Here is a 22,238-nt window from a genome sequence, read left to right on the forward strand (position 1 = left end):
TTCTCGGCCACCACGGGCTTAGCTCTGTGCTTGATGCAGTTCTTGCAGACGATCAGCACCGCCTTCGGCAACGCCATCGGTGTAGGCGCGTTTGTAGGCTTGTTCAGCACCGCCTTCTACCAGACCTTTCTGTTCAAGGCGATCACGGCCACCTTCAGCAACGCCTTCGGTGTAAGCACGTTTGTTGGCGTGTTCCGAACCATTTTCTGCGACGGCGCCTTTGGCGTAGTCACGGTTTTCGTCTTCTTGCGAACCGCTGCGAGCCAGGGTTTGGCTGGATTGAACGGCTTGAGCTTTGTTCTGTGGAGTGGCTTGTTCAGTGGCTGGCAGGGCAAAGGCGCTGGAAGCCAGGACAGACAGCAGAACGGTAGCGAGTATTTGACGTTTCATGAGGGTTGCTCCTTGGGAGGGCGATAAAGTGGGTACAGGGCTAATGCTACTCTCGATAAGTCGATATAAAAGTTCATAAACACAATGGTAATAATCAACAGAATTGATTGTTCCCATCAGAGGCTCTAGAACGCGCCTCTCAAGCCCGCGGTTTTGCACCATGGTGGGTATTTTCGACCCGTTCATGGGTAACACCGGTGCATTGTTGATGGTTTGGTCGATTCGAGCTGTAGGAGGAGTCGCTTTTTTTGCTAGGAATTCGTACTTGGGCTAAACCCCCACGCCATTTGTCAGTCGTAGCCTTATAAGCTGTAGTCAAAAGGTGCGTGGCAACGCGCACCCTCAGTCGTAACCAGGAGTCCTGTGCAATGACGCGCACTCGTAAAATCGTCGCTTGGAGCTGCGCCAGCTTCGTTCTGTTAATCGCCGTGGTGGTCTTGGTGCTGGTGTTCTTTGACTGGAACCGCCTAAAACCGCCGATCAATGCCAAGGTCTCCGAAGAGCTGCATCGCCCCTTTGCCATCAATGGCAACCTGGCGGTGGTGTGGGCGCGTGAGCCCGATGAAGGCGGCTGGCGTGCCTGGGTGCCATGGCCGCACGTGATCGCTGAAGACCTGACGCTGGGCAACCCGGACTGGTCGAAAAAGCCGCAGATGGTCACGCTCAAACGCGTGGAACTGCGCATTTCACCGCTGGCGCTGCTGGCGCAGCGTGTGGTGATTCCACGTATCGACCTCACCGAACCGAGTGCAGACCTGCAGCGCCTGGCCGACGGTCGCGCCAACTGGACCTTCAAGTTCGATCCCAAAGACCCCAACGCCGAGCCGTCCAGCTGGGTGGTGGACATTGGTGCCATCGGCTTCGACAAGGGCCACGTGACCCTGGACGACCAGACACTCAAGAGTCAGTTGGACGTGATCATTGACCCGCTGGGCAAACCGATTCCCTTCGGCGAAATCGTCGGTGACGCCGATGCCAAGAAGGCCCTGGAAAAAGGTTCGGCGCCACAGGACTACGCGTTCGGCCTCAAGGTCAAAGGCCAGTACCACGGCCAGAAACTCGAGGGCACTGGCAAGATCGGCGGCCTGCTCGCCTTGCAGGACGCGGCCAAGCCGTTCCCGCTGCAAGCCCAGGTGAAAATCGCCGACACCAGCATCGCGCTGGCCGGCACCCTGACCGACCCGCTGAATCTTGGCGCCCTGGACCTGCGCCTGAAACTCGCCGGCAGCAGCCTGGGCAACCTGTACCCACTCACCGGCGTGACGCTGCCAGACTCGCCGGCTTATTCCACTGACGGCCACCTGATTGCCAAACTGCATGAAGCCAGCGGCGCGTCATTCCGCTACGAGAACTTCAACGGCAAGATCGGCGACAGCGACATCCATGGCAACCTGGCCTACGTCGCCAGCCAGCCACGGCCCAAGCTCAGTGGCGCGTTGGTTTCCAACCAGCTGCTGATGGCGGACCTTGCGCCCTTGATCGGCGCCGACTCCAACGCCAAGCAAAAAGCCCGCGGTGGTGAAAGCAAGCAACCGGCCACCAAAGTGCTGCCGGTGGAAGAGTTCCGCACCGAGCGTTGGCGCGAGATGGACGCTGACGTGGAGTTCACCGGCAAGCGCATCGTGCACAGCGCCGAATTGCCGTTCACCGATCTCTACACCCACTTGGTGCTCAATGACGGCGAACTCAGCCTGGAACCCCTGCGTTTCGGCGTCGCCGGCGGCAAGCTGGATGCGCAGATTCGCTTGAACGGCCGCACCGTACCGATGGAAGGTCGCGCCAAACTCACCGCGCGTAACTTCAAGCTCAAGCAGTTGTTCCCAACCTTCGAACCGATGAAAACCAGCTTCGGTGAACTCAACGGCGACGCGGACATTTCCGGGCGCGGCAATTCCGTGGCGGCGCTGCTGGGCACGTCCAACGGCGACTTGAAAATGCTCATTAACGATGGCGCGATCAGCCGTGGGCTGATGGAAATTGCCGGGCTTAACGTGGGCAACTACGTGGTGGGCCGCCTGTTTGGCGACAAGGAAGTGAAGATCAACTGTGCGGCGGCAGACTTCGGCATCAAGACCGGCCTGGCCACGACTCGCTTGTTTGTGTTCGATACCGAGAACGCGATCATCTACATCGACGGCACCGCGAACATGGCGACCGAACAGCTGGATCTCACCATCACACCGGAGTCCAAGGGCTTTCGCCTGTTCTCCCTGCGTTCACCGCTGTACGTCAACGGGCCGTTCATCAAGCCCAATGCGGGCGTGAAAGCCATTCCTCTGGCCCTGCGCGGCGCCGGCATGGTCGCACTGGGCGTCATCGCCGGCCCAGCGGCCGGGTTGCTGGCATTGGTAGCACCGAGCGGCGATGAGCCGAACCAGTGCGCGCCGTTGCTGCAGCAGATGAAGGAAGGCAAAGCACCGAAAACTGTGAAGTAGCTGACAAAACCTAAATGTGGGAGCGGGGTTGCCGGCGATGGCGGTGGTTGAGTCGAAATCTTCGTTGACTGATCCACCGCTTTCGCGGGCAAGCCCGCTCCCACAGGGGTTCGGCGGTGTGGCGGGTTACAGGGCCGGCAAAAAACCGCCCCGTCAGGCGCCGAAGACAGTGAAAAAGTAACTGCCAAAACCCAAAACCAAATGTGGGAGCTGGCTTGCCTGCGATAGCGGTAGATCAGTCGATATCTTCATCAACTGATCCACCGCTATCGCGGGCAAGCCCGCTCCCACAGGGTTCGGCGGTGTGGCGGGTTACAGGGCTGACAAAAAACCGCCCCGTCAGGCGCTGAAGACTGTGAAGAAGTAACTGCTAAAACCCAAAACCAAATGTGGGAGCTGGCTTGCCTGCGATAGCGGTAAGTCAGTCGATATCTTCATCAACTGACACAGCGCTTTCGCAAGCAAGCCCGCTCCCACAGGGGTTCGGCGGTGTGGCGGGTTACAGGGCTGGCAAAAAACCGCCCCGTCAGGCCCTGAAGACAGTGAAAAAGTAACTGCCAAAACCCAAAACCAAATGTGGGAGCTGGCTCGCCTGCGATAGCGGTAAGTCAGTCGACATCTTCATCAACTGACACAGCACTATCGCAAGCAAGCCCGCTCCCACAAGGGTTCAGCGGTATGGCGGGTTACAGGTCCTGCAGAATATCCGCCATGTCGTCGGCGTGTTCTTCTTCCTGGGCCAGGATTTCTTCAAAGATGCGACGCGTGGTCGGGTCTTTGTCGCCGATGTATTGGATGATTTCGCGGTAGCTATCCACCGCAATGCGCTCGGCTACCAGGTCTTCGTAGACCATTTCCTTCAGGTTGTTGCCGGCCACGTATTGAGCGTGGGAGTTTTTCGACAGCAGGTCGGGGTTGAATTCCGGCTCGCCGCCCAGTTGCACGATGCGCTCGGCCAGTTTGTCGGCGTGCTCGGCTTCCTGGGTGGCGTGCTCCAGAAACTCGTCGGCCGCGACGCTGGCTTTCAGGCCGGTGGCCATGAAGTAGTGGCGTTTGTAGCGCAGCACGCACACCAGCTCGGTGGCCAGCGACGCGTTGAGCAGGCGAATGATTTCTTCGCGGTCAGCGTCGTAGCCTTCGGTGACGGCGCCGTTTTCGACGTTCTGGCGGGCGCGTGAGCGCAGGGTCGCAACGTCAGTCAAATGTGCTTCAGTCATCTCAATCTCCTGGTGCTAATCCGGTTTTACGCCACGCTCTGCCGGCGTGATCGCTCCAAGTTGTGAGTGCTGCGCGACGCAAAAAGTTTTATCGGATTTTAAAGTGCCTGGCCGGACAGCTCCGCTTGCGCCTGCACCCACTGGAAAAACGCGCGCACCGGCGGATGCCGCTCACGGCCCGGCACGCAGAGCGCACTGTAACCGGCCCCTTGCACGCTGATCAGCGTCGGCACTTGCGCGCTGGCCCGCGCGACCACGTCAGGCGCGCCATACACCGCAAAGCACTCATCGAGCAGACACTGGCCGTAAAGGTTCGGGTAGTCGCCGAGGCTGTAGCGAATCACCAGATCGATACCCGCCGCGGCGGCAACGGGTTTGGCCCCGGTGGCGAAAACGAGGCGATGAACCATGCCGACCCGCACCTGCGCACAGCGCTGGGTTACATCGGCATCGATGACATTCGGGTGATCGCCGCCGAAGGTGAAGAGTCGGACAAAAGCGTGTTCCTGCGTGCTTGTGAGGAAGCCGAGCGCCAGCTGCGCGACCTGGCGGGGCATTTCTAAAGCGCCAGCGGTCATGGGGCGGTCATCTCGTGTGGTCTAGGATGACCGTATCGCCTCTCCGATCAGGATATCCGCTGCATGGACGAATCCCTCGCCACGCGTTACCCGCTTGTGTTGGTGCCCGGCATGCTGGGCTTTGTGCGCCTGGGGCTGTTCCCTTACTGGTATGGCATTGTTCCGGCGCTGCGGGCGGGCGGCGCGCAGGTGTTCCCGGTGCAGGTGGCGCCGCTGAACGCCAGTGAGGTGCGCGGTGAGCAATTGCTGGCCCAGATCGAGCGCATTCGGCGGGAAACAGGTGCCGAAAAGGTCAACCTGATCGGGCACAGCCAGGGCTCGCTGACGGCGCGTTATGCGGCGGCCAGGCGCCCGGAATGGGTGGCGTCGGTGACATCGGTGGCCGGGCCTAACCATGGCTCGGAATTGGCAGACCACTTTCAGGTTCATTACCGCGCAGACCATTGGAAGGGCCGGCTCGTGAGCGCGGTGCTGCATGTGGCTGCCTGGGTGATGGGCGTGCTTGAGACCGGCTATCGCGGGCCGCGCTTCAAGGTGGATGTGCAGGCCTCGCACCAGTCCCTGACCTGCGAAGGCGTGGCGCTGTTCAACCGTCAGTTTCCCCAGGGTTTGCCGTCGACATGGGGCGGGCAGGGCGCCGAGGTGGTCAACGGCGTGCGTTATTACTCGTGGTCCGGCACCTTGCAGCCGGGCAAGACCGATCGCGGGCGTAACCTGCTGGACGGCACGAACCGCAGTTGTCGGTTGTTTGCGCGCAGTTTTGTGCGCGAAAAGGGCCAGTGCGACGGCATGGTCGGGCGCTACAGCTCACACCTGGGGCTGGTGATTGGCGATGACTACCCGCTGGACCACTTTGATATCGTCAACCAGTCGATGGGGCTGGTGGGCAAGGGGGCGGCGCCGATTCGGTTGTTTGTGGAGCATGCGCAGCGGTTGAAGGCGGCGGGGGTTTAGCAGGCGGACCGCGTTATCGTTCATCGCAGGCAAGCCAGCTCCCACATTCGCCCCCACTCCCAGGTTGGAACACGGTTAACTGTGGGAGCCGGGCTTGCCCGCGATAGCGGTCTATCAGGCGACGCTGACCTCTTTGCGCACCGGCGTGGTCCAGCGCTCCGACAAAATCACCCCGCCCAACGTCAGCAATCCACCCACCAAGTGGTACATCGCCAACTTTTCCTTGAGCACCACCGCCGCAATCATCGCGGTAATCAACGGCAACAGGTTGAAAAACAGCGTGGTGCGGCTTGGCCCCAAGGTCTTCACCGAATGCATCCACGCCAACGGCGCGAGCATCGAGGCGAGCAGGCAGGCATACAGCACCAGCGGAATATTCGCCCAGCCCAGGCCAGCCTTGTTCGAGAACAGGAACAATGGAAACAGCACCACCACCGCCACCAGCACCTGCAAATACAGCAATACCAGGGGCGGCAGGCGCAACTGCCATTTTTTCAGCAGCGTGCTGTAGACCGCATAGGCCAGGGTGGCGATCAGCATCATCGCGTCGCCCAGGTTGAGCCCGTGTTGCAGCAACGCGCCCAGACTGCCGGCCGACACCACCACCACCACGCCGGCAAACGACAGGACCGCACCGGTCAGCGCGCCAAAGGTCAGGCGCTGGCCGAGGCTGATAATGGCGGCGGTCAATGCCATCAACGGCATCAGCGAGAGGATGATGCCCATGTTGGTCGCCGAGGTCAGTGCTGCGGCGTAGTAGGCCAGGCTTTGATACACCGCCATGCCCAACACGCCGAGGATGAAGATCTTGCCCAGGTTCGGGCGGATCAGCGCCCAGTTGGCGATCACCGGCTTGAGCATGAACGGGGTAAACAGCAGCGCCGCCAGCAACCAGCGGTAAAAGCCGATTTCTGCCGGAAAGAGGGTGCCGACGGCCAGTTTGTTGACCACGGTATTACCGGCCCAGATAAAGATGGCCAGCAGGGGATACGCGTATTGCATTGAAGGAAACCAGGTGTGTTGATGAGGCGGGATTATCCCCTGTCTGGATCGAAGCCTATACTGCGATCCAGACAACCGACCTTTGTATCCAGACAATATGCCCAGACACACCGTACGCTTGGCCGATTTCCCCAGCCTGCCAAGCCCCGTCTACTTCCGTTACTCCGATTTCGCCCCCGATACCGAGTGCACGCCGCACCGGCATGGCTGGGGTTCGCTGGACTATTCGGCGAGTGGTGTCATGCGCATGGAGGTGGCGGGCAGCCGTTTTATGTCGCCGCCGCAATACGCAGTATGGATCCCGCCAAATACCGAGCACAGTTCCTACAATGCCCAGGCAATTGTCTATCGCTCGGTGGGCCTGGCCCCGCAGCTGTGCGAGCAATTGCCGCAGGCGCCGTGCACTCTGGCGATCAGCGAGATTCTCAAGGCGATTCTCAGCGACTTTGCCCGGCGCGACGTCAATATTGCGCAAACCGAAGCGGATGTGCGCCTGGCGCAGGTGCTGGTGGACCAGCTCAAGCAAGCGCCGATTCACGATTGTTTCTTGCCCTATGCGCGCCACCCCGGCTTGCTCGGTGTGCTTGAGGGCATGCAGGCCGAACCCGGGGACAATCGCCCGTTGGCGCATTGGGCCGAGCACGTGCATGTGAGCGAACGCACCCTGGCGCGGCAATTTGTGCGGGAGTTGGGCATGAGCTTTGGCGAATGGCGCCAGCGCCTGCGCTACCTCGCCGCCATTGAAGCCCTCGACAGCCAGCGCAGCGTGCAACACGTGGCGTTTGACCTTGGTTACAGCACCGCCTCGGCGTTCATCGCGATGTTCCAGCGCCACGCCGGCTGTACGCCGGAGCAGTATCGTCGAACTAATATCCGTGGCCGATGAAGATGTAACGGGCTTTGACTACACTGCTGCGTAGGCCGTGCCCCCCGGCACGGCAACAGGGAGAAAACTCCATGAAGATGCTGCGTATTCCGCTGTTGATGATGGGCCTGCTGTTGTGTTCCCAAGGGTTTGCCGCCACCGCCGCACAGACCGCCCAGCAACAAAAAATGACCACCTGCAACGCCGAAGCCAAAGGCAAGACCGGCGACGAGCGCAAAACATTCATGAGCACTTGCCTCAAGGCCGCTCCCGCAGCCAACGACGCCAAGACCCTGACGCCCCAGCAGCAGAAGATGAAAGACTGCAATGCCACGGCGAAAACCAAGGCGTTGACCGGCGATGCACGCAAGACCTTTATGAGCACTTGCCTCAAAGGCTGATCACGATTTCGCCAACGCTGGAGCTCAATGTGGGAGCTGGCTTGCCTGCGATAGCATCACCTCGGTAAGTTTGCTGCACCGAGGCGCCTGCATCGCGGGCAAGCCCGGCTCCCACAGTTGATCGCATTCACACCCTGGCCTCTCGCTTGATTCCCTCAAGGCTGGCAGACTGCCCATCCTTTAACGCCGTTCGTTTTGAGGCTGTATGCCAACGTTTTCTCAGCGTCACGTGTTGTTGCTGGTCAGTTGCATCATCATTTTCGGTGGATTATTGCTGGTCCTGCCGCTCAAGCTGCTGCCCAGCCTGCTGGCCGGCCTGTTGGTTTATGAACTGGTCAACATGCTCACCCCACAGTTGCAGCGGCTGATCGAAGGTCGGCGCGCGCGCTGGCTCGCTGTGGCGTTGCTCGGCACCTTGATCGTCAGCGTGCTGGCCCTGATCTTCGCCGGCGCCATCAGTTTCCTGCTCCACGAAGCGGAAAATCCCGGGGCCTCCCTCGACAAATTCATGGGCGTGGTCGATCGCGCGCGCGGCCAGCTGCCGCCGTTCCTCGACGCCTACCTGCCCGCCAGCGCCGCCGAGTTTCGCGTGGCCATCGGCGACTGGCTGAGCAAGCACTTGAGCGAACTGCAACTGGTCGGCAAAGACGCTGCCCACATGTTCGTCACCCTGCTCATCGGCATGGTGCTGGGCGCGATCATCGCCCTGCAGCGCGTGCCCGACCTGACCAAACGCAAACCCTTGGCCGCCGCCCTGTTCGACCGCCTGCACCTGTTGGTCCAGGCGTTTCGCAACATCGTCTTCGCCCAGATCAAGATCGCCGCGCTCAACACTGTGTTCACTGCGATCTTCCTCGGGATCGTGCTGCCGCTGTGCGGGATTCACCTGCCGCTGACCAAGACCCTGATCGTGCTGACCTTCCTGGTCGGCCTGCTGCCGGTGATCGGCAACCTGATCTCCAATACGCTGATCACCATCGTCGCGCTGTCGCTGTCGATTTGGGTCGCGGTGGCGGCGCTGGGGTACTTGATCGTGATCCACAAGGTCGAGTACTTCCTCAACGCGCGCATCGTTGGCGGGCAGATCAGTGCCAAGTCGTGGGAATTGTTGCTGGCGATGCTGGTGTTCGAAGCCGCATTCGGCCTGCCGGGTGTGGTGGCGGGGCCGATCTACTATGCGTATTTGAAGAGTGAGCTGAAGCTGGCGGGCATGGTCTAGCGCTTGAGAGTGCCTGGGCTGGCCCTTCGCGAGCCCGCCCGCTGCCACATTCAAAGGTATCCCAAAGGAAAAACACGCATGAATGTGGGAGCCGGGCTTGCCCGCGATGGGCGCGACGCGGCGCGGGCAGAAACTCAGCTGCCGTAACGCTTGCTGGCCTCGATCGCCAAACCGCTGCCGATACTGCCGAAGATGTTGCCTTCCACGTGCCGTGCATTCGGCAACATCGCCGAAATGCTGTGGCGCAGTGCCGGAATGCCGCTGGAACCGCCGGTAAAGAACACCGTGTCCACCTGCGCGACACTGACCGACGCATCGGTCAGCAGCTGCGTGACGCTGTTGCGCACGCGCTCCAGCAAGCCATCAATCGCCGACTCGAACAGCGCGCGGCTCAGCTCAACGCTCAGGCCCGGCTCAACCCGGTCGAGCAGCACGTGGCGGCTGTCCTCGTGGGTCAGCTGGATCTTGGTTTCTTCCACTTCCATGGCCAGCCAGTGCCCGGCGCGCTGTTCGATCAGCTTGAACAGGCGGTCGATGCCGCCGGTGTCTTCGATGTCGTAGCGCATGCTGCCCAGGGCCAACTGGGATTTTTGCGAGTACACCGAGTTGATGGTGTGCCAGGTGGCCAGGTTCATGTGGTGGCTGGTGGGCATGTAGGCGCCGCTTTTCATGCGGCTGCCGTAGCCGAACAGCGGCATCATGCCCTGCAGGCTGAGCTGTTTGTCAAAGTCGGTACCGCCGATGTGCACGCCGCCGGTGGCAAGGATGTCGTCGTGACGGTTGTCATTGTGACGGCGATCCGGTGACAGGCGCACCAGCGAGAAGTCGGACGTACCACCGCCGATGTCGACGATCAGTACCAGCTCTTCCTTCTCAATGGTGGACTCATAGTCGAACGCCGCTGCAATCGGTTCGTACTGGAAGGAGATATCCTTGAAGCCGATTTTGCGAGCGACATCGACCAGGGTGTTTTCCGCTTCCTGGTCGGCCATCGGGTCGTCATCGACGAAGAACACCGGGCGGCCCAGTACCACTTCTTCGAATTCACGGCCGGCGTTGGCTTCGGCGCGGCTCTTGAGCTGGCCGATAAACAGCGCCAGCAGGTCGGTGAACGGCATCGCCGTGCCGAGTACGCTGGTGTCGTGCTTGATCAGCTTGGAACCCAGCAGGCTCTTGAGCGAGCGCATCAGCCGGCCTTCGTAGTTTTCCAGGTACTCGTGCAGGGCCAGGCGACCGTACACCGGGCGACGCTCCTCGAAGTTGAAGAACACCACCGACGGCAACGTGATCTTGTCGTCCTCCAGCGCAATAAGCGTTTCCATGCCGGGGCGGATCCAGCCGACGGTGGAGTTGGACGTGCCGAAGTCGATACCGCAGGCACGGGCTGGGGATGGGTTTTTCATGTCTATCGGGTTCCGGTTGAAAAACGGCCGCGCAGTGTATGCCAGTCGGGCACGGATGCGTAGGCCGACCATCCGTTAAATCGTGCTTGAAAGTGCGGGATTTGCCCCCACATCTGTTGCATACGGCTAGTGCCGATAACACTTTGACGCACCCCCAGGCCACATCACTCAACAGGTGCAATGCAGCGCACGTTGTGCCCCGGGCTGTGCGATCTCGATTAAGGATGGTGAACCGCCGATGGATTTCAAAGACTACTACAAGATTCTGGGTGTCGAGCCGAGCGCCGATGACAAGGAAATCAAGGCCGCCTATCGCAAGCTCGCACGCAAATATCACCCGGACGTGAGCAAGGAAAAAGACGCCGAAGAGAAATTCAAGGACGCGTCCGAAGCCTATGAGGCGCTTAAAAGCGCCGATAAGCGCGCGGAATACGACGAACTGCGCAAATACGGCCAACATGGCCAGCCATTCCAGGGGCCACCGGGCTGGCAGAGCCGTGGCGGCTTTGGCGGCGGCCAGGACGCGGGCGACTTTTCGGACTTCTTCAGTTCGATCTTCGGCTCGCGCGGCGACGCGTTTGGCGGCGGTCAGCGCCGCCCAACCGGGCGCAAGGGCCAGGACGTGGAAATGCAGCTGTCGGTATTCCTTGAAGAGACGCTGTCCACCGAGTCCAAGCAGATCAGCTTCCAGGTGCCGCAATACGACGCCTCGGGTCGTCACGTCAGCAACACCACCAAGAGCCTGAACGTGAAGATCCCCGCCGGCGTGGCCGACGGCGAGCGCATCCGCCTCAAGGGCCAGGGTGCGCCGGGCATTGGCGGCGGTGCCAATGGCGATCTGTACCTGATCATCAAGTTTGCGCCGCACCCACGCTTTGAAGTGGACGGCGAAAACCTGATCATCAACTTGCCCCTGGCGCCGTGGGAATTGGCGTTGGGCACGGAAGTGGCCGTGCCGACCCTCACCGGCAAGATCAACCTCAAGGTGCCGGCCGGCAGCCAAAACGGCCAACGCATGCGCGCCAAGGGCCATGGCCTGCTGAACAAGGCCGGGCAGCGCGGTTACCTGTTCGTGCAGCTCAAGGCCGTGATGCCGAAAAGCAGCGACGATGAGGTCAAGGCGTTGTGGCAGGAGCTGGCGAAAAAGGCCGCGTTCGATCCGCGAGAAAACTGGAACAGCTGACGCCGGGCCGCTCGCGTTCAGGCGCCGAGCACTGCAGGGCAGCACTGTATAGATAGGTCCGGCCAATGGCGGGTGGTGAAAAGCTCCAGCGCTTTATCACCGCCCAAGGGAACCCACCATGGGCCTTCACATCACCCTGCTCCCCCGGCGCTCGCGCTGCCGGGGGGGAAGGTGCAGCATTACGCGTTTCTGTCCTCTGTCATTCCGCCGTCTCTGGCAAACGTCCACGCAGAACCCCATGACTAGGCCGCCGAGGCGTCAGAACAGGAAGTAACGCTGCGCCATTGGCAGCACGTCGGCGGGCTCGCACCACAGCAGTACGCCGTCGGCCTTGACCTGATAGGTCTGTGGGTCCACTTCGATATCCGGCAGGTAGTCGTTGTGGATCAGGTCGGTTTTCTGCACGTCGCGACACCCCTTGACCACCGCAATCTGCTTTTTCAGGCCCAGGGCTTCGGGCAATCCGGCTGCCTGCGCGGCCTGGCTGATAAAGGTCAGGCTGGTGGCATGCAACGAACTGCCGAAGCTGGCGAACATGGGGCGGTAGTGCACCGGCTGCGGCGTGGGAATTGACGCATTGGCGTCGCCCATCAGGCTTGAGGCAATCGCGCCGCCCTTGAGAATCAGGGTCGGTTTGATGCCAAAAAATGCGGGGCGCCACAGCACCAGGTCGGCCCACTTGCCGACTTCGATAGAGCCGACAATATGGCTGATGCCGTGGGTGATCGCCGGGTTGATGGTGTACTTGGCGATGTAGCGCTTGGCGCGGAAGTTGTCGTTGCCTTCGCCGTCACCCGGCAACGGGCCGCGCTGTTTTTTCATCTTGTCGGCGGTCTGCCAGGTGCGCGTGATGACTTCACCGACGCGGCCCATGGCCTGGCTGTCCGAGCTGATCATCGAGAACGCGCCGAGGTCGTGCAGGATGTCTTCGGCGGCGATGGTCTCGCGGCGGATGCGGCTTTCGGCGAAGGCCACGTCTTCGGCAATGCTGGGGTCCAGGTGATGGCAGACCATCAGCATGTCCAGGTGCTCGTCGATGGTATTGCGGGTGAACGGCCGGGTCGGGTTGGTGGAACTGGGCAGCACATTCGGGAAGCCGCAGGCCTTGATGATGTCTGGCGCGTGGCCGCCTCCGGCGCCTTCGGTGTGGTAGGTGTGAATGGTGCGGCCCTTGAGCGCGGCGAGCGTGGTTTCGACGAAGCCGGATTCATTGAGCGTGTCGCTGTGGATGGCGACCTGCACGTCATACTCGTCGGCCACGCTCAGGCAGTTATCGATGCTCGCAGGCGTGGTGCCCCAGTCTTCGTGCAGCTTCAAACCGATGGCGCCGGCCTTGACCTGTTCGATCAAGGGCTGCGGCAAACTGGCGTTGCCCTTGCCGGTGAAGCCAATGTTCATCGGGAACGAGTCGCTGGCCTGAAGCATGCGCGCCAGGTGCCACGGCCCTGACGTACAAGTGGTGGCGTTGGTGCCAGTGGCCGGGCCGGTGCCGCCGCCAATCATGGTGGTGACGCCGCTGGTCAGTGCTTCTTCGATCTGCTGCGGGCAGATGAAATGCACGTGGGAGTCGATGCCGCCGGCGGTGAGGATCATGCCTTCACCGGCGATCACTTCGGTGCTGGCGCCGATGGCCATGGTCACGCCCGGCTGGATATCCGGGTTGCCGGCTTTGCCGATCGCGTGAATGCGGCCATTCTTCAGGCCGACGTCGGCCTTGACGATGCCCCAGTGGTCGATGATCAGCGCGTTGGTGATCAGCGTGTCCACGACCTCATGGGCGAGCAACTGGCTTTGGCCCTGGCCGTCGCGGATGACTTTTCCGCCGCCGAACTTCACTTCCTCGCCATAAACAGTGAAGTCTTTTTCGACTTCGACGAACAGCTCGGTGTCCGCCAGGCGGACCTTGTCACCGACGGTGGGGCCGTACATGTCGGCGTAGGCTTGGCGGCTGATTTTCATGTGTGTGCCCTGAAATATTTGTGTTGAATGTGAAATTGCTATCGGGGGCAAGCCCCCTCCCACCTTTGATGTGTGAACGCGGTCAAAATGTGGGAGGGGGCTTGCCCCCGATGAGGCCCTAAAGGTCGCCCATGATCCGTCCGGCAAACCCAAACACCCGCCGCCCGCCGCTCAAATCCACCAACTCGATGTCGCGACTCTGCCCCGGCTCAAACCGCACCGCCGTCCCGGCCGGAATATTCAGGCGCATGCCACGGCTCGCCGCGCGGTCAAACGTCAGCGCGTCATTGGTCTCGAAAAAATGGTAGTGCGAGCCGACCTGGATCGGCCGGTCGCCGCTGTTGGCCACGCTGAGGGTGACGGTACGCCGGCCGACATTCAGTTCGATATCGCCAGGCTGGATCTGATATTCACCAGGAATCATGCAGGTTGCCCCAGGGTCTTGAAGTAGATGGCGGTCGGGCTGTAGCGCCCGTCCGGGCTTTGGCAGTAGTCGGGCAATTCACCGATTTTGGTGTAGCGCAGCGACTGGTAGAAGGCTTCGGCACCGGAGCCGGCTTCGGTGTCCAGGTACAGCAGGCCGCGCTTGTGCTGGCGCGCGGCGAGTTCCAGAGTGTTCATCAATTGCTGGCCCAGGCCATGGCGGCGGGCGCTGCTGTGTACCAACAGTTTTTGCACTTCGGCGCGGTTGAGGCCATTGGCTTTCTGGCACAGCGCCAATTGCACGCTGGCGATCACCTGTTCATCGCGCACCACCACCCACAGCAGCAGGCTGGCGTCTTCGATACTGGCTTGTACGCCCTTCAGATAGTCGCGGGCCTGGGCTTCGTCGAAGTCCGCCATGAAGCCGACCGACGCACCATGCTTCACCGCGTCCAGCAACAGCTCGATCAAGCCCAGGCGGTAATGGGCAAAACTTTCAGCATTCACTCGACGCAGTTGAGCCGTGTTCATCGATCTCACTCCTTGGGCGGCTCGGCGCCCGGATTCAATGTCAGTTGCATAAAGGTCAGGTCCAGCCAGCGGCCGAACTTGATGCCCACTTGCGGCATTTGCCCAGTGATGATGAAACCCTGGCGCTCATGCAGGCGAACAGACGCCTGGTTGCCGCTTTCGATGGCCGCGACCATCACGTGTTTGCCGGCGCTGCGGGCACGCTCGATCAGCGCTTGCATCAGGCGCTGGCCGAGGCCTTTGCCGCGCTGGTCATTGCGCACATACACCGAGTGCTCGACGCTGTAGCGAAAGCCTTCGAAGGGTCGCCAGTCGCCGAACGAGGCGTAGCCGGTGACTTCATCGTTTTCCACCGCCACCAGAATCGGGTACGCCTGGGCCTGACGCGCCGAGAACCAGGCCTGACGGTTGGCCAGGTCGACGGGTTGTTCGTTCCAGATCGCGGTGGTGTTGAGCACCGCGTCGTTGTAGATGGCTCGAATGGCCGGCAGGTCTTGCTCGGTTGCATCACGAATCATGATTGGCCTCACGCGATAGGCTGGTGGACGGTGACCAGCTTGGTGCCGTCGGGAAAGGTGGCTTCCACCTGGATATCCGGGATCATTTCCGGGATGCCTTCCATCACTTGCTCACGGCTGAGCAGGGTGGTGCCGTAGTGCATCAAATCGGCGACGGTGCGGCCATCGCGGGCACCTTCCATCAAGGCGGCGGAAATGTAGGCGATGGTCTCCGGGTAGTTAAGCTTCACGCCACGTGCCAGGCGGCGTTCGGCGACCAGGCCTGCGGTGAAGATCAGCAGTTTGTCTTTTTCCCGTGGGGTCAAATCCATGGTTCAAGGTCCTTCATAAACAACATTCTTAAAAACACTGAAGATCAATGTGGGAAAGGGCTTGTGTGGGAGCTGGTTCCACTTCAGATCTTCATGTGCTCCAGATTCTCGGTGAAACAGCTTCTCGCCCCAGTACCGCCGGGCGCAACAGACGCCATAAATCAATCAACCAGCCCCGTGCCAACAGCGCTTCACTGGCCAGGCAGCGGGCCACCAGCAGCCCGGGCAGTTGGGTCAGGTCGCCGCGCACCGCATGGGGCAGGGCGCGGCAGCTTTCCAGTAACTCAGGCTCGATATCGCCAGTGAGCAACAGCGTGGCGAACACCGGTTGCCCGTCCAGCCCGATGGGCGAGTCGAGCAACCCATCGGCGCCCACAATGCGCTGGCGCTCATGCCAGAGCAACTGACCGTCGCGGCGGATATCCAGGTGCGATTGAAAGTGCCCGAGGTCAAAACGCTCGCCACTGGCGGGGCGGCCGAGGGCGACGACATCCCAGTAGAACAGCCGGGCATCGCCTTGCAGGTCGATGCGGGTGGTGAGTTCGGCCTGGGCGGCGCTGAACACGATGGTTTCCTGGGGCAGCCATTCCAGCGTGGCGCCCGCTTCCACGGTCAATTCAAGCTGTTGAAAGGCCGGGCCGCTGGCGCGGTACCACTTGGCTGCGCCGGGGCTGGTCAATTGCGCCCAGGCACCGGCGCCAACATGGGCGCGGATGTCCAGGCGATCACCGCCGGCAATCCCGCCGGGCGGGTGCACGATGATGTGCTGGCACACCTGGGGGCCCTCGGCGTACAGGTGCTTTTGCACGCGCAGCGGGCCGAGGTGGCGGCGCATCACCGGGCGCGTGGTGTCGCCGAAACGCGCGTAGCCGAGGTCCAGCTCGGCATGCCAGCTGGGGGTGAACAGGGCGGGGGAAACGGGCAGGTTCATGGTTGAGTGCTTATCGTCAGGACGCTACAGATTAGATGGTAACCAGCCCGCGTACACCTTCACTTTCCATATTTTCACCACGGCCTTGCTGGACGATTTCGCCGCGTGACATCACCAGGTACTGATCCGCCAGCTCGGCGGCGAAGTCATAGAACTGCTCCACCAGCAGGATCGCCATGTCGCCGCGGGCGGCGAGCTTCTTGATCACCATGCCGATTTCCTTGATCACCGACGGCTGGATGCCTTCGGTGGGCTCATCGAGGATCAACAGGCGCGGGCGGCTGGCCAGGGCGCGGCCGATTGCCAGCTGTTGCTGCTGGCCACCGGACAAATCGCCGCCACGCCGATGTTTCATTTGCAGCAAGACCGGGAACAATTCGTAGATAAATGCCGGTACTTCCTTGGCCTCGGAGCCGGGGAATCGCGACAGCCCCATCAGGAGGTTTTCTTCCACGGTGAGCCGCCCGAAAATCTCGCGGCCCTGAGGCACATAGGCGATACCTGCGTGCACGCGTTGATGTGGTTTGAACCCGGTGATGGCCTTGCCTTCCCAGTTCACCGCGCCCTCTTTGGCCGGCAGCAAACCCATCAGGCACTTGAGCAGCGTGGTCTTGCCCACACCGTTACGGCCGAGCAGGCAGGTGACTTCGCCGATCTTCACGTCAAAGGACAGCCCGCGCAGGATGTGGCTACCGCCGTAGTACTGATGCAGCGTGTCGACTTGCAGCATGTTCAAATTCTCCTCAATTCCCTTGTAGGACCCAGATCAACTGTGGGAGCTGGCTTGCCTGCGATGCAGGCAACTCGGTATGCCTGATGGACCCAGGTGATGCCATCGCAGGCAAGCCAGCTCCCACATTGATTCGGTTCCCACAGTAAGCGCTCTGTCTGGCTCAGCGACCGAGGTAAACCTCGATCACCCGCTCGTTTTCCTGCACCTGTGCCAGCGAGCCTTCAGCCAGCACGCTGCCCTGGTGCAGCACAGTGACGTGGTCGGCAATCGAGCCGACAAAGCCCATGTCGTGCTCCACCACCATCAGCGAATGTTTGCCCGCCAGGCGCTTGAACAGTTCGGCGGTGAATTCGGTTTCGGCGTCGGTCATGCCCGCCACGGGTTCATCCAGCAGCAACAGCTGCGGGTCTTGCATGAGCAGCATGCCGATCTCCAGGAACTGCTTTTGCCCGTGTGACAGCAGGCCCGCCGGGCGCTGCGCCGAGGCGCTCAGGCGGAGGGTGTCGAGCACTTCATCGATGCGGTCTTTTTGCTCGCCACTCAAGCGGGCGCGCAGGCTGGCCCACACGGATTTATCGGTTTTCTGCGCCAGCTCCAGGTTTTCGAACACGCTGAGGGCTTCGAACACCGTGGGTTTCTGGAACTTGCGGCCGATGCCGGCCTGGGCGATCTGCACTTCGCTCATGCCTGTCAGGTCGAGGGTTTCGCCGAACCAGGCCTTGCCGTGGCTGGGGCGGGTCTTGCCAGTGATCACGTCCATCAGCGTGGTCTTGCCCGCGCCGTTGGGGCCGATGATGCAGCGCAATTCGCCGACGCCGATGTACAGGTTCAAGTCGTTGAGCGCCTTGAAACCGTCGAAGCTGACGCTGATGTCTTCCAGGGTCAGGATGGTGCCGTGACGGGTGTTCAGGCCCTTGCCGGCGGCCTGGCCGAGGCCGATTGCATCGCGGCTGCTGCCCGCGTCTTTGTTTGGCTCAAGAATGGGTTCGAGCATAAATTCCGCCGTCGCTGTGACTCTCATTGTTCACCCCGTTTCTTCAACAGGCCGATCAAGCCCTTGGGCAAATACAAGGTGACGAGGATGAACAGCGCCCCCAGAAAGAACAGCCAGTATTCCGGAAAGGCCACCGTGAACCAGCTCTTCATGCCGTTGACCACACCGGCGCCGAGCAATGGCCCGATCAGCGTGCCGCGCCCACCCAAGGCAACCCACACGGCGGCTTCGATGGAGTTGGTCGGCGACATTTCGCTGGGGTTGATGATGCCCACTTGCGGCACATACAACGCGCCCGCCAGGCCACACAGCACCGCGCTCAACACCCACACAAACAGCTTGAAGCCACGTGGGTCATAGCCGCAGAACATCAGGCGATTTTCGGCATCGCGCAGGGCGGTCAGCACCCGGCCAAACTTGCTCTGCGCCAGGCGCCAGCCGGTGTACAGGCTCGCGACCAGCAACACGACCGTGGCCAAAAATAGCACCGCCCGTGTGCCGGGCTCGGTAATCCCGAAGCCCAGAATGCTGCGGAAATTGGTGAAGCCGTTATTGCCACCAAACCCGGTCTCGTTGCGGAAAAACAGCAGCATCCCGGCGAAGGTCAGGGCCTGGGTCATGATCGAGAAATACACGCCCTTGATCCGCGAGCGGAAGGCGAAAAAGCCGAACACCAGCGCCAGCAACCCCGGCGCCAGCACCACCAGGCACATGGCCCAGAGGAAATGCTCGGTGCCGACCCAATACCAGGGCAGTTCGGTCCACGACAAAAAGGTCATGAACGCCGGCAGCTCATCGCCGGACGCCTGGCGCATCAGGTACATGCCCATCGCATAACCGCCGAGGGCAAAGAACAAACCGTGGCCGAGGGACAGCATCCCCGCATAGCCCCACACCAGGTCCAGGGCCAGGGCGACGATGGCGTAGCAGAGGATTTTGCCCACCAGCGTGAGGGTGTAGGCCGACACATGCAGCGGGTTTTCCGGCGCCAGCAGCGAACACAAAGGCAACGCCAGCAGCAGGATCAGGATCACCGCGCCGACGGCTATCGTCAGCGTGGGGCCGGCCTTTTGCGTGGCCGTAAGCATCAATGGCTGGTTCATCAGTCGATCACCCGTCCTTTCAGTGCGAAGAGTCCTTGCGGGCGTTTCTGGATAAACAGAATGATCAGCGCGAGGATCAGGATCTTGCCGAGCACGGCGCCGATCTGCGGTTCGAGAATCTTGTTGGCGATGCCCAGCCCGAAGGCGGCCATCACGCTACCGGCCAACTGGCCGACACCGCCGAGCACCACCACCAGGAACGAGTCGATGATGTAGCTCTGGCCCAGGTCCGGGCCGACGTTGCCGATCTGGCTCAGGGCCACGCCACCCAGGCCGGCGATGCCGGAGCCCAGGCCAAAGGCGAGCATGTCCACACGCCCGGTGGGCACGCCGCAGCAGGCGGCCATGTTGCGGTTCTGGGTAACCGCACGCACGTTGAGGCCCAGGCGCGTCTTGTTCAGCAGCAGCCAGGTCAGCACCACCACGCACAGCGCGAAGGCGATGATCACGATGCGGTTGTACGGCAGCACCAGGTTGGGCAGCACTTGAATGCCGCCCGACAGCCACTGCGGGTTGGAGACTTCGACGTTCTGCGCACCGAACACCAGGCGCACCAACTGGATCAGCATCAGGCTGATGCCCCAGGTGGCGAGCAGGGTTTCCAGCGGGCGGCCGTAGAGGTGACGAATCACTGTGCGTTCCAGGGCCATGCCGATGGCGGCGGTGACAAAAAACGCCACCGGCAGCGCGATCAGCGGGTAGAACTCGATGGCCGCAGGCACGTAGCGCTGCATCATCAGTTGCACCACGTAAGTCGAATAGGCGCCGAGCATCAGCATTTCGCCGTGGGCCATGTTGATCACGCCGAGCAGGCCGAAGGTGATCGCCAGGCCCAGGGCCGCGAGCAGCAGGATCGAGCCCAGGGACATGCCGCTGAAGGCCTGGCCGAGGATCTCGCCGACCATCAATTTGCGTTTGACCTGCGCCAGGCTGGTCTCGGCGGCGGTGTGCACGCCGGCGTCAGTTTCGACCCCAGGCGCGAGCAAGGCTTCGAGGCGCGTGCGCGCCAACGGGTCGCCGGTGCTGCCGAGCAAACGCACGGCAGCAAGGCGCACCACGGGGTCGGTATCAACCAATTGCAGGTTGGCCAGGGCCAGGCTGAGGGCGGTGTGCACGTCCTCATTGGTTTCGGCGGCCACTTGCTGGTCGAGGAATTTGAGCTGCGCAGGCTGCGCGGTTTTTTGCAGGGTTTGCGCGGCGGCCAGGCGTACCTTGGGGTCGGCGGCGAGCAGTTGCTGACTGGCCTGCACGTTGTCGATCAGGCCGCGCAGGCGGTTGTTCAGGCGCACGGTTTTGGTTTCGCCGTTGAGCGTGAGTTGACCGTGTTGCAGGGCGTCCACCAGCTCGATGCGCGCCGGGTCAGGCTGGGCGGCCCAGTCCTGCAGCAGCTTGGCTTGTTGCATTGGGTTGGCGTTGAGGAAGTCTTCGGCGTCGCTGGCGTGTGCGGCAAAAGGCAGCAACAGCAGGGTAGCCAGGATGAAGCGGTAGAGGGCAGTGGGCATATTCGTGGGCCTTGCTCGAACTAATGTGGGAGCTGGCTTGCCTGCGATAGCGGTGCATCAGATACACCGAGTCGTCTGCATCGCAGGCAAGCCAGCTCCCACAGGGTGTGTGTCGGCACTCAAGTGCCGACACCCCTCGGATCAGTTGCTCTTCACCGCATAATCCGGCTTCTTGTCATTGCCAGGAATGTACGGGCTCCATGGCTGTGCGCGGATCGGTTCCTGGGTCTGCCACACCACCGAGAACTGCCCGTCAGACTGAATCTCGCCGATCATCACCGGCTTGTGCAGGTGGTGGTTGGTTTTATCCATGGTCAGGGTGAAGCCCGACGGCGCGGCGAAGGTCTGGCCGGCCATGGCTTCGCGCACCTTGTTGACGTCGGTGGACTTGGCTTTCTCAACCGCCTGCGCCCACATATGGATACCGACGTAAGTGGCCTCCATCGGGTCGTTGGTCACCGCTTTATCCGCGCCCGGCAGGTTGTGGGCCTTGGCGTAGGCCTTCCAGTCCGCGACGAATTTCTTGTTCACCGGGTTCTCCACCGACTGGAAGTAGTTCCAGGCGGCGAGGTTGCCCACCAGTGGCTTGGTGTCGATGCCGCGCAGTTCTTCTTCACCCACGGAGAAGGCCACCACCGGTACGTCGGTGGCTTTCAAACCCTGGTTGGCCAGCTCTTTGTAGAACGGCACGTTGGAATCGCCATTCACGGTTGAGACCACCGCGGTCTTGCCGCCGGCGGAGAACTTCTTGATGTTGGCCACGATGGTCTGGTAATCGGCGTGGCCGAACGGGGTGTAGACCTCTTCGATATCTTTGTCGGCAACGCCTTTGGAATGCAGGAACGAGCGCAGGATTTTGTTGGTGGTGCGCGGGTACACGTAGTCGGTGCCGAGCAGGAAGAAGCGCTTGGCGCCGCCGCCTTCTTCGCTCATCAGGTATTCCACCGCCGGGATCGCCTGTTGGTTGGGCGCCGCACCGGTATAGAACACGTTCGGCGACATCTCTTCGCCTTCGTACTGCACGGGGTAGAACAGCAAACCGTTGAGTTCTTCGAACACCGGCAGCACGGATTTGCGCGACACCGAGGTCCAGCAGCCGAACACCACGGCGACTTTGTCCTGGGTCAGCAGCTGACGGCCTTTTTCAGCGAACAGCGGCCAGTTCGATGCAGGGTCGACCACCACCGGCTCGAGCATCTTGCCGTTCACACCGCCCTTGGCGTTGATCTCGTCAATGGTCATCAACGCCATGTCTTTAAGCGAGGTCTCGGAGATTGCCATGGTCCCGGACAGCGAGTGCAGGATGCCGACCTTGATGGTCTCGGCGGCCTGCACGGTCCAGGTCAGCCCCATGGCGGCAATGGAGGCGGACAGGGTGAAAGCCTTGATCAAGCTGCGACGCTTCATGGTGCGATCTCCAGGAACTCAAGTTGTTATGAGGGCATTGCACAGGCTTTTGCAAAGGCTGTGCCGAGGTGCATGCGGGCGCTTGTTTGCGCGGCAGACGGACGCTGCCGGGCCGGTCATGCGCACCAGATCGGCGCGCTGGCGGGGTGTGGGTGCACGGGGTGCGCTGAAGTGGTGCT

The 22,238-nt window shown here is 61.6% G+C and carries 21 protein-coding genes and 2 pseudogenes; 7 read left to right on the top strand and 16 right to left on the bottom strand.

Going from position 1 to position 22,238, the window contains the following annotated elements; translation table 11 throughout:
* Positions 1-18 precede the first annotated feature (18 nt).
* The gene (locus ABWL43_RS02850; RefSeq protein WP_404486629.1) at positions 19-390 is read right to left on the bottom strand and encodes a hypothetical protein; all 372 of its coding nucleotides are present in this window, start codon (positions 388-390) and stop codon (positions 19-21) included.
* 368 nt (positions 391-758) lie between these two features.
* On the opposite strand from ABWL43_RS02850, the gene ABWL43_RS02855 reads away from it, so the two are divergent.
* Complete coding sequence (locus tag ABWL43_RS02855; protein ID WP_262210658.1) at positions 759-2,825, top strand: AsmA family protein; 2,067 nt, start codon at positions 759-761, stop codon at positions 2,823-2,825.
* A 686-nt stretch (positions 2,826-3,511) separates the two neighbouring features.
* On the opposite strand, the gene ABWL43_RS02860 is transcribed toward ABWL43_RS02855, so the two are convergent.
* Positions 3,512-4,042 (bottom strand): bacterioferritin, encoded by a 531-nt coding sequence (locus tag ABWL43_RS02860; RefSeq protein ID WP_106577657.1) that lies wholly within the window; start codon positions 4,040-4,042, stop codon positions 3,512-3,514.
* A 98-nt stretch (positions 4,043-4,140) separates the two neighbouring features.
* Positions 4,141-4,401: pseudogene (locus ABWL43_RS02865) on the bottom strand (LysR family transcriptional regulator); the annotation flags it as partial.
* Between ABWL43_RS02865 and ABWL43_RS02870 the strand changes: the two are divergent.
* Together ABWL43_RS02870 and ABWL43_RS02875 are read left to right on the top strand one after the other, a co-directional pair.
* Positions 4,390-4,605 (top strand): annotated as a pseudogene (locus ABWL43_RS02870) (NAD(P)H-dependent oxidoreductase); the annotation flags it as partial. The pseudogenes ABWL43_RS02865 and ABWL43_RS02870 overlap by 12 nt on opposite strands.
* Before the next feature lie 78 nt (positions 4,606-4,683).
* Positions 4,684-5,574 carry an esterase/lipase family protein gene (locus ABWL43_RS02875; protein ID WP_404486632.1) on the top strand — a complete coding sequence of 297 codons (891 nt, stop codon included), beginning with the start codon at positions 4,684-4,686 and terminating at the stop codon, positions 5,572-5,574.
* A gap of 114 nt (positions 5,575-5,688) precedes the next feature.
* On the opposite strand, the gene ABWL43_RS02880 is transcribed toward ABWL43_RS02875, so the two are convergent.
* Positions 5,689-6,576: a DMT family transporter gene (locus ABWL43_RS02880; protein WP_404486634.1), complete on the bottom strand. Its 888-nt coding sequence runs from the start codon at positions 6,574-6,576 to the stop codon at positions 5,689-5,691.
* A 97-nt stretch (positions 6,577-6,673) separates the two neighbouring features.
* Between ABWL43_RS02880 and ABWL43_RS02885 the strand changes: the two genes are divergently transcribed.
* From ABWL43_RS02885 to ABWL43_RS02895, 3 genes are all read left to right on the top strand, one after another.
* Entirely contained in the window at positions 6,674-7,462 is a 789-nt protein-coding gene (locus tag ABWL43_RS02885) for a helix-turn-helix transcriptional regulator (RefSeq protein ID WP_369301540.1), read from the top strand.
* A 71-nt stretch (positions 7,463-7,533) separates the two neighbouring features.
* The gene (locus ABWL43_RS02890; protein ID WP_145160232.1) at positions 7,534-7,842 is read left to right on the top strand and encodes a PsiF family protein; all 309 of its coding nucleotides are present in this window, start codon (positions 7,534-7,536) and stop codon (positions 7,840-7,842) included.
* A 205-nt stretch (positions 7,843-8,047) separates the two neighbouring features.
* Complete coding sequence (locus tag ABWL43_RS02895) at positions 8,048-9,061, top strand: AI-2E family transporter (RefSeq protein WP_145160234.1); 1,014 nt, start codon at positions 8,048-8,050, stop codon at positions 9,059-9,061.
* Between the two features lie 134 nt (positions 9,062-9,195).
* On the opposite strand, the gene ABWL43_RS02900 is transcribed toward ABWL43_RS02895, so the two are convergent.
* Positions 9,196-10,464: an Hsp70 family protein gene (locus tag ABWL43_RS02900; RefSeq protein ID WP_012721959.1), complete on the bottom strand. Its 1,269-nt coding sequence runs from the start codon at positions 10,462-10,464 to the stop codon at positions 9,196-9,198.
* Between the two features lie 238 nt (positions 10,465-10,702).
* Here ABWL43_RS02900 and ABWL43_RS02905 point away from each other — a divergent pair, with 238 nt between their 5' ends.
* The gene (locus tag ABWL43_RS02905) at positions 10,703-11,647 is read left to right on the top strand and encodes a DnaJ C-terminal domain-containing protein (protein ID WP_404486637.1); all 945 of its coding nucleotides are present in this window, start codon (positions 10,703-10,705) and stop codon (positions 11,645-11,647) included.
* Positions 11,648-11,905: 258 nt separating this feature from the next.
* Here the strand turns inward: ABWL43_RS02905 and ureC are convergent, their stop codons facing one another.
* The 11 genes from ureC to urtA form a co-directional block, all read right to left on the bottom strand.
* A complete protein-coding gene (ureC, locus tag ABWL43_RS02910; RefSeq protein ID WP_145160240.1) occupies positions 11,906-13,606 on the bottom strand; it encodes an urease subunit alpha in 1,701 nt (566 codons plus the stop codon).
* Between the two features lie 118 nt (positions 13,607-13,724).
* The gene (locus ABWL43_RS02915) at positions 13,725-14,030 is read right to left on the bottom strand and encodes an urease subunit beta (RefSeq protein WP_145160242.1); all 306 of its coding nucleotides are present in this window, start codon (positions 14,028-14,030) and stop codon (positions 13,725-13,727) included.
* Entirely contained in the window at positions 14,027-14,560 is a 534-nt protein-coding gene (locus ABWL43_RS02920; RefSeq protein WP_145160245.1) for a GNAT family N-acetyltransferase, read from the bottom strand. Before ABWL43_RS02920 ends, ABWL43_RS02915 begins: the two co-directional genes overlap by 4 nt.
* A 5-nt stretch (positions 14,561-14,565) precedes the next feature.
* Positions 14,566-15,078: a GNAT family N-acetyltransferase gene (locus ABWL43_RS02925; RefSeq protein WP_404486640.1), complete on the bottom strand. Its 513-nt coding sequence runs from the start codon at positions 15,076-15,078 to the stop codon at positions 14,566-14,568.
* An 8-nt stretch (positions 15,079-15,086) separates the two neighbouring features.
* Positions 15,087-15,389, bottom strand: coding sequence for an urease subunit gamma (gene ureA, locus ABWL43_RS02930; protein WP_003171437.1), 303 nt, complete (start codon positions 15,387-15,389; stop codon positions 15,087-15,089).
* Positions 15,390-15,480: 91 nt separating this feature from the next.
* Positions 15,481-16,320 carry an urease accessory protein UreD gene (locus tag ABWL43_RS02935; protein ID WP_404486642.1) on the bottom strand — a complete coding sequence of 280 codons (840 nt, stop codon included), beginning with the start codon at positions 16,318-16,320 and terminating at the stop codon, positions 15,481-15,483.
* A 31-nt stretch (positions 16,321-16,351) separates the two neighbouring features.
* Positions 16,352-17,050: an urea ABC transporter ATP-binding subunit UrtE gene (gene urtE, locus ABWL43_RS02940; RefSeq protein ID WP_145160251.1), complete on the bottom strand. Its 699-nt coding sequence runs from the start codon at positions 17,048-17,050 to the stop codon at positions 16,352-16,354.
* Between the two features lie 163 nt (positions 17,051-17,213).
* Positions 17,214-18,074 (bottom strand): urea ABC transporter ATP-binding protein UrtD, encoded by an 861-nt coding sequence (gene urtD / locus ABWL43_RS02945; protein WP_145160253.1) that lies wholly within the window; start codon positions 18,072-18,074, stop codon positions 17,214-17,216.
* On the bottom strand, positions 18,071-19,150 hold the full coding sequence (urtC, locus tag ABWL43_RS02950; RefSeq protein ID WP_404486645.1) for an urea ABC transporter permease subunit UrtC: 1,080 nt from the start codon (positions 19,148-19,150) through the stop codon (positions 18,071-18,073). The genes urtD and urtC overlap by 4 nt, the downstream gene beginning before the upstream one ends.
* On the bottom strand, positions 19,150-20,652 hold the full coding sequence (urtB, locus tag ABWL43_RS02955) for an urea ABC transporter permease subunit UrtB (protein WP_404486647.1): 1,503 nt from the start codon (positions 20,650-20,652) through the stop codon (positions 19,150-19,152). Before urtB ends, urtC begins: the two co-directional genes overlap by 1 nt.
* A 141-nt stretch (positions 20,653-20,793) precedes the next feature.
* Positions 20,794-22,059 (bottom strand): urea ABC transporter substrate-binding protein, encoded by a 1,266-nt coding sequence (urtA, locus tag ABWL43_RS02960; RefSeq protein ID WP_404486649.1) that lies wholly within the window; start codon positions 22,057-22,059, stop codon positions 20,794-20,796.
* Positions 22,060-22,238 lie beyond the last annotated feature (179 nt).

Source organism: Pseudomonas sp. HT11 (assembly GCF_044875395.1).
GTDB lineage: Bacteria > Pseudomonadota > Gammaproteobacteria > Pseudomonadales > Pseudomonadaceae > Aquipseudomonas.